Source organism: Streptomyces sp. NPDC005263, from assembly GCF_042872365.1.
Classification (GTDB): Bacteria; Actinomycetota; Actinomycetes; order Streptomycetales; family Streptomycetaceae; genus Streptomyces.
In genome coordinates, this window is sequence record NZ_JBIAKJ010000001.1 from 969,374 (window position 1) to 983,343 (window position 13,970).

The 13,970-nt window shown below is 71.0% G+C and carries 13 protein-coding genes; 9 read left to right on the top strand and 4 right to left on the bottom strand.

Annotated features, from left to right (window positions below):
- Positions 1 to 71 precede the first annotated feature (71 nt).
- Positions 72 to 1,613: an FUSC family protein gene (locus ACFYRY_RS04465; protein WP_389139858.1), complete on the bottom strand. Its 1,542-nt coding sequence runs from the start codon at positions 1,611 to 1,613 to the stop codon at positions 72 to 74.
- Between the two features lie 277 nt (positions 1,614 to 1,890).
- On the opposite strand from ACFYRY_RS04465, the gene ACFYRY_RS04470 reads away from it, so the two are divergent.
- The 3 genes from ACFYRY_RS04470 to ACFYRY_RS04480 all read left to right on the top strand — a co-directional run bounded on the left by ACFYRY_RS04470 (position 1,891) and on the right by ACFYRY_RS04480 (position 6,077).
- On the top strand, positions 1,891 to 2,367 hold the full coding sequence (locus ACFYRY_RS04470; RefSeq protein ID WP_389139861.1) for an Lrp/AsnC family transcriptional regulator: 477 nt from the start codon (positions 1,891 to 1,893) through the stop codon (positions 2,365 to 2,367).
- A gap of 19 nt (positions 2,368 to 2,386) precedes the next feature.
- Positions 2,387 to 3,082, top strand: coding sequence for an HAD family hydrolase (locus ACFYRY_RS04475; protein WP_389139863.1), 696 nt, complete (start codon positions 2,387 to 2,389; stop codon positions 3,080 to 3,082).
- A 178-nt stretch (positions 3,083 to 3,260) separates the two neighbouring features.
- Positions 3,261 to 6,077: a beta-L-arabinofuranosidase domain-containing protein gene (locus ACFYRY_RS04480; protein ID WP_389139866.1), complete on the top strand. Its 2,817-nt coding sequence runs from the start codon at positions 3,261 to 3,263 to the stop codon at positions 6,075 to 6,077.
- Between the two features lie 4 nt (positions 6,078 to 6,081).
- Here the strand turns inward: ACFYRY_RS04480 and ACFYRY_RS04485 are convergent, their stop codons facing one another.
- Complete coding sequence (locus ACFYRY_RS04485; RefSeq protein ID WP_389139869.1) at positions 6,082 to 6,891, bottom strand: LysR family substrate-binding domain-containing protein; 810 nt, start codon at positions 6,889 to 6,891, stop codon at positions 6,082 to 6,084.
- A gap of 58 nt (positions 6,892 to 6,949) precedes the next feature.
- On the opposite strand from ACFYRY_RS04485, the gene ACFYRY_RS04490 reads away from it, so the two are divergent.
- Complete coding sequence (locus tag ACFYRY_RS04490) at positions 6,950 to 7,339, top strand: DUF5997 family protein (protein ID WP_389139872.1); 390 nt, start codon at positions 6,950 to 6,952, stop codon at positions 7,337 to 7,339.
- Between the two features lie 25 nt (positions 7,340 to 7,364).
- On the opposite strand, the gene ACFYRY_RS04495 is transcribed toward ACFYRY_RS04490, so the two are convergent.
- Both ACFYRY_RS04495 and ACFYRY_RS04500 read right to left on the bottom strand, forming a co-directional pair.
- A complete protein-coding gene (locus ACFYRY_RS04495) occupies positions 7,365 to 8,246 on the bottom strand; it encodes a fructosamine kinase family protein (RefSeq protein ID WP_389139875.1) in 882 nt (293 codons plus the stop codon).
- Positions 8,243 to 8,455, bottom strand: coding sequence for a hypothetical protein (locus ACFYRY_RS04500; RefSeq protein WP_389139877.1), 213 nt, complete (start codon positions 8,453 to 8,455; stop codon positions 8,243 to 8,245). The genes ACFYRY_RS04495 and ACFYRY_RS04500 overlap by 4 nt, the downstream gene beginning before the upstream one ends.
- Before the next feature lie 107 nt (positions 8,456 to 8,562).
- Between ACFYRY_RS04500 and ACFYRY_RS04505 the strand changes: the two genes are divergently transcribed.
- Genes ACFYRY_RS04505 through ACFYRY_RS04525 form a run of 5 tightly spaced genes read left to right on the top strand, consistent with a single transcriptional unit; the run spans position 8,563 to position 13,957 of the window.
- Entirely contained in the window at positions 8,563 to 9,897 is a 1,335-nt protein-coding gene (locus ACFYRY_RS04505) for a sugar ABC transporter substrate-binding protein (protein WP_389139880.1), read from the top strand.
- Positions 9,894 to 10,805 (top strand): carbohydrate ABC transporter permease, encoded by a 912-nt coding sequence (locus tag ACFYRY_RS04510; RefSeq protein WP_389139883.1) that lies wholly within the window; start codon positions 9,894 to 9,896, stop codon positions 10,803 to 10,805. The genes ACFYRY_RS04505 and ACFYRY_RS04510 overlap by 4 nt, the downstream gene beginning before the upstream one ends.
- Positions 10,802 to 11,746, top strand: coding sequence for a carbohydrate ABC transporter permease (locus ACFYRY_RS04515; RefSeq protein ID WP_389139886.1), 945 nt, complete (start codon positions 10,802 to 10,804; stop codon positions 11,744 to 11,746). Before ACFYRY_RS04510 ends, ACFYRY_RS04515 begins: the two co-directional genes overlap by 4 nt.
- A 46-nt stretch (positions 11,747 to 11,792) precedes the next feature.
- Positions 11,793 to 12,701, top strand: a complete 909-nt coding sequence (locus tag ACFYRY_RS04520; protein WP_389139889.1) for a 5-dehydro-4-deoxyglucarate dehydratase — start codon at positions 11,793 to 11,795, stop codon at positions 12,699 to 12,701.
- Positions 12,698 to 13,957, top strand: coding sequence for a glucarate dehydratase family protein (locus tag ACFYRY_RS04525; RefSeq protein WP_389139891.1), 1,260 nt, complete (start codon positions 12,698 to 12,700; stop codon positions 13,955 to 13,957). The genes ACFYRY_RS04520 and ACFYRY_RS04525 overlap by 4 nt, the downstream gene beginning before the upstream one ends.
- The last annotated feature ends 13 nt before the right edge of the window (positions 13,958 to 13,970 follow it).

A 13,970-nucleotide genomic window follows, 5' to 3' on the forward strand; every position in this document is an offset into this window, starting at 1 on the left:
CTCTCGGTCCTGTGCCGTGGGGCGACGGTAGCAGCCGATCACATGAGGTCTAGACCAAGGGGCGGTTCACCTCAGGTTCCGACGAGCGGCGAGCCCGAGGACCCCCGCAGGGGCGTGGCGAGTTCCGTGAGGGCCCGCTCCAGGCCGTGCAGGTGGGCCAGGGCGGGTGCCGACGCGAGTACGGGCACGGGCGCGCGCGGCGGCACAGGGGGCGCGGGATTCTCGCGCACGGGGTCCGCGGGAACACCACCTGTCAGCGCGCCCCCGGTCAGCGCTTCCACAGCCGTCTCGACTCGTCGGCAGGCGGTGGTCAGGCGGGCGTCGTGGGAGGCCTCGGGGTCGGTGGCGACGGTGACCAGCCCGCGGATCTCGCGCGCGCAGTCGTCGAGCAGGGCAAGGACCCGACGGGCGCGCCGCTTGCGGCCGAGCATCGGGTTGAGCGGGTGCACCAGCGGGGCGACGGAGAGCCGGACCCGGCCGAGCAGTTGCTCCAGTTCGGCCGCGCGGGGTGCCGGGTCGGCGTGCGGGGAGCCGGCCAGGCGGGCCGCGGCCTCGGCGGTGCAGGCCCGCACGCCGTGCAGCGCCCGCAGGATCCAGCCGTCGGTGACGGTGTGCGTGGTGACGGGCAGGACGAGGAGCACCGCGAGCATCGCGCCGACCGCTCCGACGCCGGTCTCCAGGAACCGCAGAGCCAGCAGCCCGGGCTCCAGGACCCCGAGGAGGCCGTAGAGCAGCTCGGCGAGCAGGGTCACGCAGAGCATCATCCAGGTGTACGACACAGCGGCCGTGTAGAAGATGCCGAAGACGCAGACGGCGAGGATCAGGACCGTCGGCAGTACGGCGCCGTCGAGCGGGACGGCGACGAGCAGGCCGAGCCCGATACCGATCACGGTGCCGAGGACCCGGCGGAAGCCGCGCACCAGGGTCTCGCCGCGCGAGGTGGTGTTGACGAAGATCCACCAGGTGGCGCCGACGGCCCAGTACCAGCGCTGTCCGGACACCAGCTGCCCCACGACCAGGGCGAAGCCCGCGCCCGCGGTCGCCTGGATCGCCTGCCGCGTGGTCACCCGGGCGAGACCGCTGCCGCCCGGCGGAGCGGGAACGGGAGCTGGGGGCAACCGGCGCTCGTAGCACCACAGCCCGAAGCGCACGCTCGCGGCGGTGAGCACGGACAGCAGGACGGCGGCGTACAGCTCGGGCAGTCGGTCGGTGGTGGCGTGCAGGAACTGCGCCACGAAGTAGGTCATGAACCCGAACACGCCGAGGCTGTGCCCGCGCGGCCCCCAGCGCCGCGCGTACACGCCCGCGCCGACCACGGCGAGGAAGGCGAGGTCCCGCGCCACGGGGTGGTCATGCAGTACAGCCGCGGCGGCGAGCACGGGCAGGCCCACGGCGGGCAGCAGCGCGGTGGTGACGGCCTGGCCGCGCACCGTCGCGTCCGTGACGGTGAACAGGGTGAGGAGCGCGGCGAGTCCGCCGGTGACCGCACCGACGAGCGAGTGTCCGGCGAGCCCGCACAGGAGCACCGCCGACCCGATCCCGAACACCGCACGTGCCGCGAACCGCAGGCGTACCCGCCCCGGGTCCGGCGCCACGAACATCCTCTTCAGCACTGCTTCCCGCCCCTTCGGCCCCTCGTGCGAGGGAGCGCTTCTACTCCTGGCATGCAAAAGGCGCCGCGGGATCCGCAGCGCCATCGACATGCTCATGAGAGCACTGCCGACCCTGTCGGCTCAAGTGACCTCCGAAATGCTGGACCATTGGCACAGCCATACCGGTTTTGGCCCGTCCACCGACGAGCCAACGGACCAGGCGAGCCAGACGGACCCGCCACAGCCGCACGGGCCGGGCCGGGCCGGACGACGAACCAAACACGAGGAGGCGGACAGCATGTCCGTGGACGAGCTGGACACCCGCATTCTGCGGCTGCTGCTGGAGCAGCCCCGCACGAGCATGCGCGAGTACGCCCGAATCCTCGGGATCGCCCGCGGCACCCTGCAGGCCCGCCTGGACCGGCTCGAGCGGGACGGGGTGGTCACCGGCACGGGCCCCTCCCTCTCCCCCGCCGCGCTCGGTCGACCCGTGCTGGCGTTCGTACACATCGAGGTCACCCAGGGGCATCTGGACGACGTGGGCGACGAGCTGGCCGCCGTGCCGGAGATCGTCGAGGCCTTCTCGATCACCGGAAGCGGCGATCTCCTGACCCGGGTCGTGGCGCGCGACAACGCGCAGCTGGAGGACGTGATCCAGACGTTGATCAGCCTTCCGGGAGTCGTCCGCACCCGCACCGAGGTGGCCCTGCGCGAGCGCGTCCCGTACCGGCTGCTGCCCCTGGTGGAGTCGATCGGGCGAGCGGCTCGGAAATGACCTTTGACATCCTGGCGTCATGAGCATTCTCGGCGACATCTCGGTCATCTTCGATCTCGACGGAACTCTCGTGGACAGCGAGCCGAACTACTACGAAGCGGGTCGGCAGGTCCTCGCCGCGCACGGCGTCACGGACTACACGTGGTCGGACCACGAGCGGTTCGTCGGGATCAGCACGCTGGAGACGATCGCCGTCTGGAAGGACCAGTACCGTCTGCGAGCCTCCACCGACGAGCTCTTCGCCGCCAAGAACCGGCTCTACCTGGAGCTGGCCCGCACCTCGACGCGCGCCTATCCCGAGATGGCCAAGTTCGTGGAACTGCTGGCGACGGACGGTGTCCCGATGGCCGTCGCCTCGGGTTCGTCGCCCGAGGCCATCGAGGCGGTCCTGGCCGGCACGGGCCTGGACGCCCATCTGCGCACCACGGTGTCGGCCGACGAGGTGGCCCGGGGCAAGCCCGCGCCGGACGTGTTCCTGGAGGCGGCCCGCCGACTCGACGCGGCACCGGCCCGTTGCGTGGTGGTGGAGGACGCGGCCCCGGGCGCCGCGGCGGCGCACGCGGCCGGGATGCGCTGCGTGGCCGTGCCGTACATCGCCGCACAGGCGGACGCCCCGGAGTTCGACACCGCGGATCTGCTCCTGCCGGGCGGTCAGGCCGAGTTCACCGCCCGGACGGCGTACGACTGGCTGGTGCGCACGGCGCAGGCGGCTTGACCGCTTCCCGATCCAGGGACGCGGCTCGAGCGCGGCCGGAACTGAACGCTCCCGCCCCGTTGACGCTCTCCCGTCCCCTCTCTATCGTCTGGTCGATCATCCGCACATCGTTCGTCATGTCGAACAGTGGCGGTATCCGTGAACACCCGTGGAACCATGGACTCGTGGAGGCGCACACATGGCACCGCCCCTCTCCAGACGGAACCTTCTCCAGTCGGCGGTCTCCGGCGCGGCGATCGCCGCGGTGACGCCCGCGTTCTCTTATGCGGCGAGCGGCCGGGCCGTCGCCGCGGCTTCGGAGGCACCATCCGTGTGGACCGTACAGCCGTTCGCCCTCGATGAGGTGGCGCTCGGTCAGGGGCTGTTCGCCGACAAGCGGCAGCTGATGCTCGACCACGCGCGCGGCTACGACGTGAACCGACTGGTGCAGGTCTTCCGCGCCAACGCCGGTCTCCCCACGGGCGGAGCGGTCGCGCCCGGCGGCTGGGAGGGGCTGGACGGCGAGGCCAACGGCAACCTCCGCGGGCACTACACCGGTCACTTCCTCACCATGCTGTCGCAGGCGTACGCCGGCACCGGCGAGCAGGTGTTCATCGACAGGACCCGCACCATCCTCGAGGCGCTCACCGAGGTGCGCGAGGCGCTGCGGCAGGAGCCTCGCGTGCTCAGCGGTCCGGGGCGGTTCGGGACGGCGCCGGAGCAGGTCCGCGGCTCCTACCAGTACGTCGACCTCCCCTCCGGCGTGCTCGGTGGCGCCTCGGCGCTCACCCTGTCGGTCTGGGTGAAGCCCACGCACGACGCCGCCTGGGCCAGGGTCTTCGACTTCGGCGACAACACCACCCGCTATCTGTATCTGGCCGCGCGCACCGCGGGCGGCGTGCCGCGCTTCGCCATCACCACCGGCGGCGGCGGTGGCGAGCAGGGCCTCGAGGGCACGGCCGCGCTGCCGTTGAACCGGTGGAGCCATCTGGCGGTGACGCTCGCGGGCGGCACGGGCACCCTGTACGTGGACGGCACCGCCGTCGCGCGGAACACGTCCATGTCCCTGACCCCGGCGGCCCTCGGCACCCTCGCCCACAACTGGCTCGGCCGCTCCAACTATCCCGCCGACCCCGTCTTCGCGGGCTCCGTCGACGAGTTCAACGTCTGGTCCCGGGCCCTCACCGCCGAGGAGATCGGCGGCCTCCAGGACAGCCGCGCCGCCGACGCCCCCGCCGGCCCGGGCGACCTCGCGTCGTACGCCTTCGACGAGACCGAGGGATCGTCCTTCGCGGACGCCTCCGGCCGGGGCCTCACCGCCACCCTGCGCCGCACCTGGGACGCGCCCAGCCATCCCGGGTTCCTGGCGGCGTACCCGGAGACGCAGTTCATCCAGCTGGAGTCGATGACCGGCTCCGACTACACCAAGGTGTGGGCGCCCTACTACACCGCGCACAAGATCCTGCGGGGTCTGCTCGACGCGTACACGGCCACCGACGACGCCCGGGCGCTCGACCTGGCGTCGGGCATGTGCGACTGGATGTACTCCCGGCTGTCGAAGCTGCCCGCCGCCACGCTGCAACGCATGTGGGGCCTCTTCTCCAGCGGCGAGTTCGGAGGCATCGTCGAGGCGGTCTGCGATCTGCACGCGCTGTCCGGCAAGGCCGAACACCTCGCGCTGGCCCGGCTGTTCGACCTCGACAAGCTCATCGACGCGTGCGCGGCGAACAACGACATCCTCGACGGACTGCACGCCAACCAGCACATCCCGATCTTCACCGGCCTCGTCCGGCTGTACGACGCCACGGGCGAGGAGCGTTACCTCACCGCCGCCCGGAACTTCTGGAGCATGGTCGTACCGGGGCGCATGTACGGCATCGGCGGCACCAGTACCACGGAGTTCTGGAAGGCGTCCGGGGTGATCGCGGGCACCCTCAGCGCCACGACCGCCGAGACGTGCTGCGCGTACAACATGCTGAAGCTCAGCCGGATGCTGTTCTTCCACGAGCAGTCACCGAAGTACATGGACTACTACGAGCGGGCCCTCTACAACCAGGTGCTCGGCTCCAAGCAGGACACGGCGGACGCGGAGAAGCCCCTCGTCACGTACTTCATCGGGCTGACTCCCGGTCATGTCCGGGACTACACGCCCAAGCAGGGCACGACCTGCTGCGAGGGCACCGGCATGGAGAGCGCCACGAAGTACCAGGACTCGGTGTACTTCAGGCAGGCCGACGGCAGCGCCCTGTACGTCAATCTGTACAGCCCGTCCGAGCTGACCTGGGCGGAGAAGGGTGTCACGGTCACCCAGACCACCGACTACCCGAGGGAACAGGGCAGCACCCTCACCATCGGGGGCCGCCGCGCGGCCTTCGCGCTGCGGCTGCGGGTGCCGTCCTGGGCGACCGCCGGATTCCGGGTGACGGTCAACGGGCGTGCGGTGTCCGGCACTCCGACGCCGGGCAGCTACTTCACCGTCTCCCGGATGTGGCGTCCCGGTGACGTCGTGCGCGTCGCCGTGCCCTTCCGGCTGCGGGTGGAGAAGGCCCTCGACGACCCGTCGTTGCAGACCCTCTTCTACGGGCCGGTCAACCTCGTCGCCCGTGATCCGGCTACCGACTACCTGCGGTTCGGCCTGTACCGCAACGCCGGACTGTCCGGAGATCTGCTGCCCTCACTGACCCCGGTGAGCGGCGAACCGCTCCACCACACCCTCGACGGCACGGAGTTCGCGCCGTTCTTCGAGGGCACCGAGGACCCCACCCACGCCTACTTCCGGCGGTCCGAACCGCGGGTCGTGTTCGGCTCGACGGACTCCGGCGTGGCCAATCCCGCGAAGGGCGACGGGACGACTCTGCTGGACGAGGTCTGGGCCGCGGCCCCGTTCCGGAACAAGGAGGCGCTGGTCTCTCGGGTGCGGACCACGGTGGACTCGTGGGTGTCGGCCGGGCTGCTGGGACGGGCGGACGGCGACACGGCGGTGCGGACGGCACGGAAGGCGTCCTACGCGCGCTGATCCACTACGAGCGGCGGCGCGGCTTGCCCCGCCGGGTGCCCTTCGGGGCGCCGGCCGAGCCGGAGCGTCCACCGGCGCGGCCGGTACCGCCTCGGGTGCCGGCGGAGCCCCCGCCCCTGGATCCCTGCCCGGCGGTCTTGCGGGGCGTGGGCGTGCTCTTCTCGGTGCGCCCCCGCTCGGCACCGGACTCGCTCGCGGGCTTGGCGCGGCCCCGGGTGCTGTTCGGGGTGCGGCCCCTGACGATGCCGATGAGGTCCTCGACCTGGTCGGTGGTCGCGTCCTCGGGCCAGGAGAGGGCCACACCGGACTGGGGGGCGTCGACGACCGGGCGGTAGGTCAGGTCGCGGCGGTGATGCAGACGCGCCACCGACTGGGGGACGACGAGGACGCCGATGCCCGCCGCGACCAGCTCGACCGCGTCCGCCGTGGTGGCCGGCCGCTCGAAGGCGGGCTCCCCCGGCGGTCGTTCCCAGTCCAGGACGTCGTCGAGGGGGTGCAGCACGGTCTCCTCGGCGAGTTCGGCGCACGACACCTCGTCCACCGCCGTGATGACATGGTCCTTGGGGACCACGACGACCGTCGTCTCCGTGTAGAGGGGGATCGCGCTGAAGACCGTACGGTCGACGGGGAGCCGTACGAACGCGGCGTCCGCGTCGCCGTCGCGCAACACACGGGAGACCTCGGCAGCCGGGACCGCGACCAGCTCCAGCGGGGTGTCGGGCAGGCGTTCGTTCCAGATCCGCGCCCACTTGCCGGGGGTCACCCCGGGAACGTAGGCGAGCCGGAACGAGGGGGATGCCGCGGAGCCAGTCACCTCGCCAGGCTACCCGTCGTGGTCACAAGCCTCGCGCGCGGTCGATAGTCTGGACACCATGAAGTCGCACCAGAGCACCCAGACGATGAAGCCCGCGACCGCGGCGAAGAAGCTGGGTGTGTACCTCCCGGCCACCCCCACGGAGTTCCAGGAGGGCGTCGTCACCCGCGCCGAGCTGAACGAGCTGCAGACGAACCCGCCCGAGTGGCTGCGGGAGCTGCGGCGCACCGGCCCGCACCCGCGCCCCGTGGTGGCGGCCAGGCTCGGGGTGTCCATCGGCGGGCTGGCCCGCGGCGGAGTCACGGAGGCGCTCACCACCGAGCAGATCGAGGCGCTCAGGCAGGAGCAGCCCGACTGGCTGGAGAAGGAGCGCGCCACGCAGGCCGAGGTGCGCAAGGAGACGGCCCGCATCAAGCAGAAGAACGCCGAGCAGACCGAATCCTCCTGACCTTCGGGCAGGTCCGCTCGGCGGGTCAGCGCGACAACGCCGTTCGCGCTGCCCTGAGGGCCTGTTCGGCGTAGCCGCGGCCGAAGAGCACGGCGTGCACCAGGAGCGGGAAGAGCTGGTGCGGCCCGATTCGGTCCCGCCAGCCGTCGGCGAGCGGCGCCTGCTGCTGATATCCCTCCAGTACCCGCTCCAGGTGGGGGCAGCCGAAGAGGTGGAGCATCGCGAGGTCGGTCTCGCGGTGGCCGCCGTGCGCGGCCGGGTCGATCAGCCACACCCGGCCGTCGCCGCCCCACAGCACGTTGCCGTTCCACAGATCGCCGTGCAGCCGGGCCGGTGGTTCGGCCGGGCCGGCCAGCTCCGGCAGGCGCCCGCAGAGCTCTTCGACGACGGCGGCTTCGGCGGGACGCACGGTGCCGGCGTCGACGGCCAGGCGCAGGTAGGGCAGCACCCGGTGCCGGGCGTACCAGTCGGGCCAGTCACCACCCTGGATGTTGCGCATCGGGGCGCGTCCGATGTACGCGTCCTCAAGGCCGCCGGGCGGTGGGGCGCCGAACGCGGGGGCGCCACTGGCGTGCAGGTCGGCCAGGTCCCGGCCGAACCGGTCGGCGGCAGCCGTGCTCGGCCGCCCCTCGGGAACCAGGTCGATCACCAGCCACCGCGGATCGTCCCCGTGCACGGCCGGGACCTGGACCGCTCGGGCCTCGGCCAGCCAGCGCAGCCCCGCCGCCTCGGCCCGCACCGCGCCGGGGCCCTCGTCCCGCTTGACCACCACCGACCGCCCGTCCGCCAGGGCGACTTCGGTCAGCGTCCCGGACAGCGGGCGAACGGTGCGCACCGGACGCCCGGTGAGTCGCGCCGCCACGGCACCGGGCTCCTCGTCGCCGATGGGTGTCGGGCGGCGGCTCATTTCGTACCGAACCATGCGTCGGCGAGCACGGTCGGCGCGCCGAGGGCGGGGGCGTCACGTTCGCTCAGGTGCCAGGGAATGTTGATGTACATGTACAGCAGTGTGTACCCGAGCAGGTCGCCCAGGGGCGAGATCCAGCCGTACGCCTTCGCCCCTGTTCCTCCCCGCGTCGTGCATCGATCAAGCTCACCCTCATCGAGGTGTGGCACCGGTGAAACATTTCAGCCATGTATTGACATGCGGAAGAGACGGTTCGTAGCTTGGGCGATTATTTAGATTCGTGAAACGAGTTCACGAATATGAACGGAGAGTGCCCATGGGCGATCGCCGACGACGTCGCCGCCTCACTGCCGCCATCACCGTCGCAGGGCTGTCGTTCGCAACAGCCGCCTGTGGCTCCGGTTCCGACAGCGCCGGCAGCGCGGGCCCGAACACGCTGGAGGTGTGGACCCGGAGCGACCCCACCTCCGCCGCCACCTACGATCGCGTGTTCGCCGCCTTCACCAAGAAGACCGGCATCAAGGTCGACTACCAGCCGGTCGTCAACTTCGACCAGCAACTCCAGAGCCGGGCGTCCACCAAGGACCTGCCCGACGTCATGATCAACGACACCGCCCTGATGGGCAGCTACCAGAGTCAGGGCCTGCTCAAGCCCATCGACACCAAGTCGATCGCGGGCAGCGACCAGATCAGCGACAAGAGCTGGTCGTCCACGGTGGGGCTCGACGGCAAGCACTACGGCATCCCCTACTCCCGCCAGGCCATGACCCTGATGATCCGCAAGGACTGGCTGAACAAGCTCGGCCTCCAGGCCCCCACCACCTGGCAGCAGATGCTCACCGTCGCCAAGGCCTTCGCCGCCAAGGACCCCGACGGCGACGGCAAGGCCGACACCTACGGCATGGTCGTCCCCGGCAGCGCCCAGAACGGCTACGCCGCCTGGTGGGGCGCCAGCTACCTCTGGCAGGGCGGCGCGAAGATCATCCAACCGGACGGCGACGGCGGCTACCGCCCGGCCATGGACTCGGCGGCGGCCGTGCGCACCGTCACCTGGATGAAGGACAACCTCTTCTGCGGTGACAACGGTGTCATCCAACCGGGAGCGGTCACGGCCATCACCGCCACCGCCACCAACTTCCAGGACGGCAACGCCGGCATGTACCTCACCGGCCCCTACAACATGACCGCCTTCGACGACGCGCTCGGCAAGGACAAGTACGAGGTCGTGGCCGCCCCCGCCGGTCCGGCCGGGTCCGATGTGCTGGCCGAGGGCGAGAACGTCTACTTCGGCGCCAAGACCGGCAAGACGAAAATGGAGCAGGCCCTGGGTGCCTTCCTCGTCTCCCCCGAGGGCCAGAAGATCGCCATGGCCGGCGACAGCGGCCACCAGCCCGTCGTACGTATCCCCGCCAACTCCACGCTGGACGCCGCCAAGGTGCACCACGACGCCCGCTGGAACGTCGTGCAGAAGGCCTACGAGCACACCTCGGAGCAGTTCCCGAACGCGCTCGACTTCGCCCCGGTCAAGCAGGACACCGCGGACACCCTCAACGCGATCTTCACGTACTGCGGCAGCGACGTCAGTTCGAGCCTCAAGGAACTCAACGACACCCTCGCCGGTGACCTCAAGGACCAGGACCTGTTGAAATGACCGCTACCGTGACACCGCCCGTGGCGCGCAGAGCCCGGGTCCTCAGCAAGAAGGCCGTCCTTCCCTGGGTGTTCCTCGCCCCGGGGCTGCTGCTCGCCCTGGTCTTCAAGTTCCTGCCCATGGGCAAGGGCCTCTGGCTCAGCTTCTTCGACGTGCGGCCCTTCCTCGGAGACAAGTGGGTCGGCCTCGACAACTACACCCGGGTCCTGACCGACCACCGCTTCCAGGACGCGATAGGCCACACCCTCCTGCTCGGTCTCGGCCAGTCCCTCGGCGCGATCGTCGTCGGCTTCCTGCTGGCGCTGCTCCTCGAAGGCCAGGCACGGTCCCTGAAGATCATGCGTACGGCCGTCTTCCTGCCGGTGGTCACCGCGACCGCCGTGGTCGGCGAGATGTGGCGGCTGCTGTACTACCCGACCTCCGACGGTCTGATCAACCACGGCCTCGGCTTCCTCGGCCTCGGGCCCACGCAGTTCCTCGACAACCCGAACACCGCCCTGTGGGCCACGATGGTCATGAGCATCTGGATGCTCGCCCCCTACAACATGGTCATCATCCTCGCCGGTCTGGCCGGCGTGGACCGGACCCTGTACGAGGCCGCCGCGATGGACGGCGTCTCGCTGTGGCAGCGGCTGCGTCACGTGACACTGCCCGCGATCCGCCCCGCGCTGAGCATCGTCCTCACCCTCGCCGCGATCCGCGGACTGCGCGTGTTCACCGAGGTGTTCGTCCTCACCGGCGGCGGCCCGGCCGGGTCCACCGAGGTCTGGATGACCCGCGCCTACACGCTCGGCTTCACCCGCAACGACATCGGCGGCGCCTCCGCGGCCTCCGTGGTGCTGCTCTGCGTGACCCTGCTTCTGACCGTCACGGTCAACTACTTCCGCAAGAGGGGAGACGTCCGATGAGCGCCCCCGCCATCGACCCCGTCCGGGCATCGGCCCCGGCCGCCGCGAAGGGCACGTCCGCCGAGTCCGGGCGCGCCACCCCCGCGCGCTTCGACACCGCGCTCGGCTGGAGCGACCGGCCGGGCGTCGCCTGGGGTCTGCGGATCCTGCTGTGCGCGATCGCGCTCGGCGTCTTCGCGGCGCCGTTCCTGACGATCCTCTCCGGCGCCTTCACCACGCACGCCAGCGGCTCGTCGCTGTCCTTCCTCCCGCACCACAGCACGCTGCAGAACTTCAAGGTCGCGGGTGAGCGCGGGATCTGGGACTACTTCGGCAACTCGCTGGTCATCGCGGGCGGCGCGCTGCTGCTGCAGCTCGCGGTGTCGGTGCTCGCCGCGTACGCGCTGGCCCGGCACAGGTTCCGTGGCCAGGCGCTGGTCCTCACCCTGTTCATGCTGACGATGATGCTTCCCGAGGAGGTCATCGCGATCCCGCTGTCCCTGGTCCTCGGTCACGTTCCGGTGGTCGGCCTGGATCTGAAGGGAACCGTCTGGGGCGTGATCCTGCCGCTCGGCGCCTGGGGCTTCTCCGTGATGCTCCTGACCGAGTTCATGAAGGACATCCCCACCGAGATCGAGGAGGCCGCCCGGCTCGACGGTGTGGGCGAGTTCAGGATGCTGTGGCAGGTCGTCCTGCCGCTGTGCAAGCCCGCCCTCGGAGTGGCCGGAGTGCTCGGCTTCGTGATGATCTGGGACCAGTACCTGCTGCCCCTGATCGCCTCCAAGGACCCCACCGACTACACGGTCACCGTCGCCCTGTCCATCCTGCGCACCGACCCCCAGGTCGGCTCCGGGGTGGTGCTCGCCGGTGCGGTCATCGCCCTCGTGCCCAGTCTGATCGTCTATCTGCTCCTCCAGCGCTCGCTGGTCTCCGGCATCGCGGCCGGGGCCACCAAGGGCTGATCCAGCTGTCCCACCCCCCACACACACTTGTAGTCACGAGGGAGACATGAAGTTCCACGGAGTGCTGTTCTTTCCGGTCACGCCGTTCGCGGCGGACGGGTCGCTGGACGAGGGACTGCTCGCCCAGCACATCGAGGCCGGTGTGGCCGCGGGCGCGGGCGGTGTGTTCGTCGCCTGCGGCACCGGCGAGTTCCACGCGCTGACGTCCGACGAGATCGAGCGGGCCACCCGGGTCGCGGTCGAGACGACCGCGGGCCGGGTGCCGGTCCTGGCCGCCGCGGGCGGCCCGACGCCGGTCGCCCGCGACCAGGCCGCCCGCGTCGAACAGGCGGGCGCCGACGGCATCCTGTTGCTGCCGCCGTATCTGGTGAGCGCCCCGCAGCGGGGGCTGGTGCGCTACGTCGAGGAGGTCACCGCCGCCTCCCGCCTGCCCGTGGTCTTCTACCAGCGCGGCACGGCCCTGCTCACCGAGGCCACGGCCGCCGAACTCGCCGCCCTGCCGAACGTCGTCGGCCTCAAGGACGGCGTCGGCGACATCGAGCGGATGCAGCGCATCGTCCGCGCGGTGCGCGCGGTGCCGGGCGGCGCGGACTTCCAGTTCTTCAACGGCCTGCCCACCGCCGAGATGACCGCGCCGGCCTACCGCGGTGTCGGCGTCGACCTGTACTCCTCCGCGGTGTTCGCCTTCGCCCCGGAGATCGCCCTGGCCTTCCACCGGGCGCTCGCCGAGGGCGACGAGACGCTCGTCAACACGCTGCTCGACGAGTTCTACGGCCCCCTCGTCGCCCTCCGTGACGAGGTCCCCGGCTACTCCGTGTCCCTCGTCAAGGCGGGGGTGACGCTGCGCGGCCTGGACGTGGGCGGGGTACGGGCACCGCTGCTGGACCCGACGCCGGAGCACATCGCCCGGCTCGCGAAGCTCGTCGACCACGGCCTGGAGGTGATCGCCGCATGAGCACCGCCGGTGACACCAGGATCCGTGAACTGATCATCACCCCGATCGCCTTCGGCGACCCGCCGCTGCTCAACTCCAACGGCGTCCATGAGCCCCTCGCCCTGCGCGTGATCCTGCAACTCGTGTTGGAGGACGGCACGGTGGGGCTCGGCGAGTCGACCGGCGGCACCGTGCGGCTGGAGCGACTTCAGGCGGCGGCCCGGGTGGTCGTCGGGATGGACGTCTTCGACACGACGGCCGTCGCGGCCGCGATCGACGCCGCCCTGCTGCCGACCGTGCCCAGCTCCCACGAACGCGGCTGGACCACGTCCGCGGTGGAGGTGGCCTGCCTCGACGCGCAGGGCAAGCTGCTCGGGCGTCCGGTCAGCGACCTGCTCGGGGGCGCGGTCCGCGACTCGGTGCCGTTCGCCGCGTACCTCTTCTACAAGTGGGCCGAGCACCCCGCCCTCGACGGCCGCGCGGCGATCGGCGACGACTGGGGCGAGGCCCTGGACCCGGCCGGCATCGTCGAGCAGGCGCGGCTGATGCAGGAGCGGTACGGTTTCCGGTCGTTCAAGCTCAAGGGCGGGGTCTTTCCGCCCGACGAGGAGATCGCCGCGATGAGGGCGCTGGCCGAGGCCTTCCCCGGGCAGCCCTTGCGTCTGGACCCCAACACGGCCTGGACGGTGGAGACGTCGAAGTACGTCGCCCGCGAACTCGCCGACGTACTGGAGTACTTGGAGGATCCGACCAAGGGCATCCCCGGCATGGCGGAGGTCGCGAGGGACTCACCGCTGCCGCTGGCGACCAACATGTGCGTGGTCGCCTGGGAGCATCTGAGGCCCGGCATCGAGCAGAACGCGATCCAGGTCCTGCTGACCGACCACCACTACTGGGGCGGGCTGCGCCGCACCCGTGAACTGGCCGCCGTCTGCGAGGCGTTCGGGCTGGCGCTGTCCATGCACTCCAACTCGCACCTCGGCATCAGCCTCGCCGCCATGACCCATGTGGCCGCGGCCATCCCGAATCTGGACCACTCCTGCGACACCCACTACCCGTGGAACTCGGCGGACGACGTGATCGTCCCCGGCACCCTGGAGTTGCGCGACGGCGCGGTCAAGGTCCCCACCGGCCCGGGTCTCGGGGTGGAACTGGACCACGACGCCCTGGAGCGGCAGCACCGGGTGTACGTGGACTCCGGGATGCGCGGCCGTGACGACACCGGATACATGCGGCGGATCCAGCCGGAGTACGAGCTGAGGCTCCCGCGCTGGTGAGGGGGCGCAGGTG

Bases quoted from the DNA above. Each gene is read 5' to 3' on its own strand.
- ACFYRY_RS04470 (WP_389139861.1), top strand. From the start codon at position 1,891: ATGTCCGTGGACGAGCTGGACACCCGCATTCTGCGGCTGCTGCTGGAG.
- ACFYRY_RS04475 (WP_389139863.1), top strand. From the start codon at position 2,387: ATGAGCATTCTCGGCGACATCTCGGTCATCTTCGATCTCGACGGAACT.
- ACFYRY_RS04480 (WP_389139866.1), top strand. From the start codon at position 3,261: ATGGCACCGCCCCTCTCCAGACGGAACCTTCTCCAGTCGGCGGTCTCC.
- ACFYRY_RS04490 (WP_389139872.1), top strand. From the start codon at position 6,950: ATGAAGTCGCACCAGAGCACCCAGACGATGAAGCCCGCGACCGCGGCG.
- ACFYRY_RS04495 (WP_389139875.1), bottom strand. From the start codon at position 8,246: ATGAGCCGCCGCCCGACACCCATCGGCGACGAGGAGCCCGGTGCCGTG.
- ACFYRY_RS04505 (WP_389139880.1), top strand. From the start codon at position 8,563: ATGGGCGATCGCCGACGACGTCGCCGCCTCACTGCCGCCATCACCGTC.
- ACFYRY_RS04510 (WP_389139883.1), top strand. From the start codon at position 9,894: ATGACCGCTACCGTGACACCGCCCGTGGCGCGCAGAGCCCGGGTCCTC.
- ACFYRY_RS04515 (WP_389139886.1), top strand. From the start codon at position 10,802: ATGAGCGCCCCCGCCATCGACCCCGTCCGGGCATCGGCCCCGGCCGCC.
- ACFYRY_RS04520 (WP_389139889.1), top strand. From the start codon at position 11,793: ATGAAGTTCCACGGAGTGCTGTTCTTTCCGGTCACGCCGTTCGCGGCG.
- ACFYRY_RS04525 (WP_389139891.1), top strand. From the start codon at position 12,698: ATGAGCACCGCCGGTGACACCAGGATCCGTGAACTGATCATCACCCCG.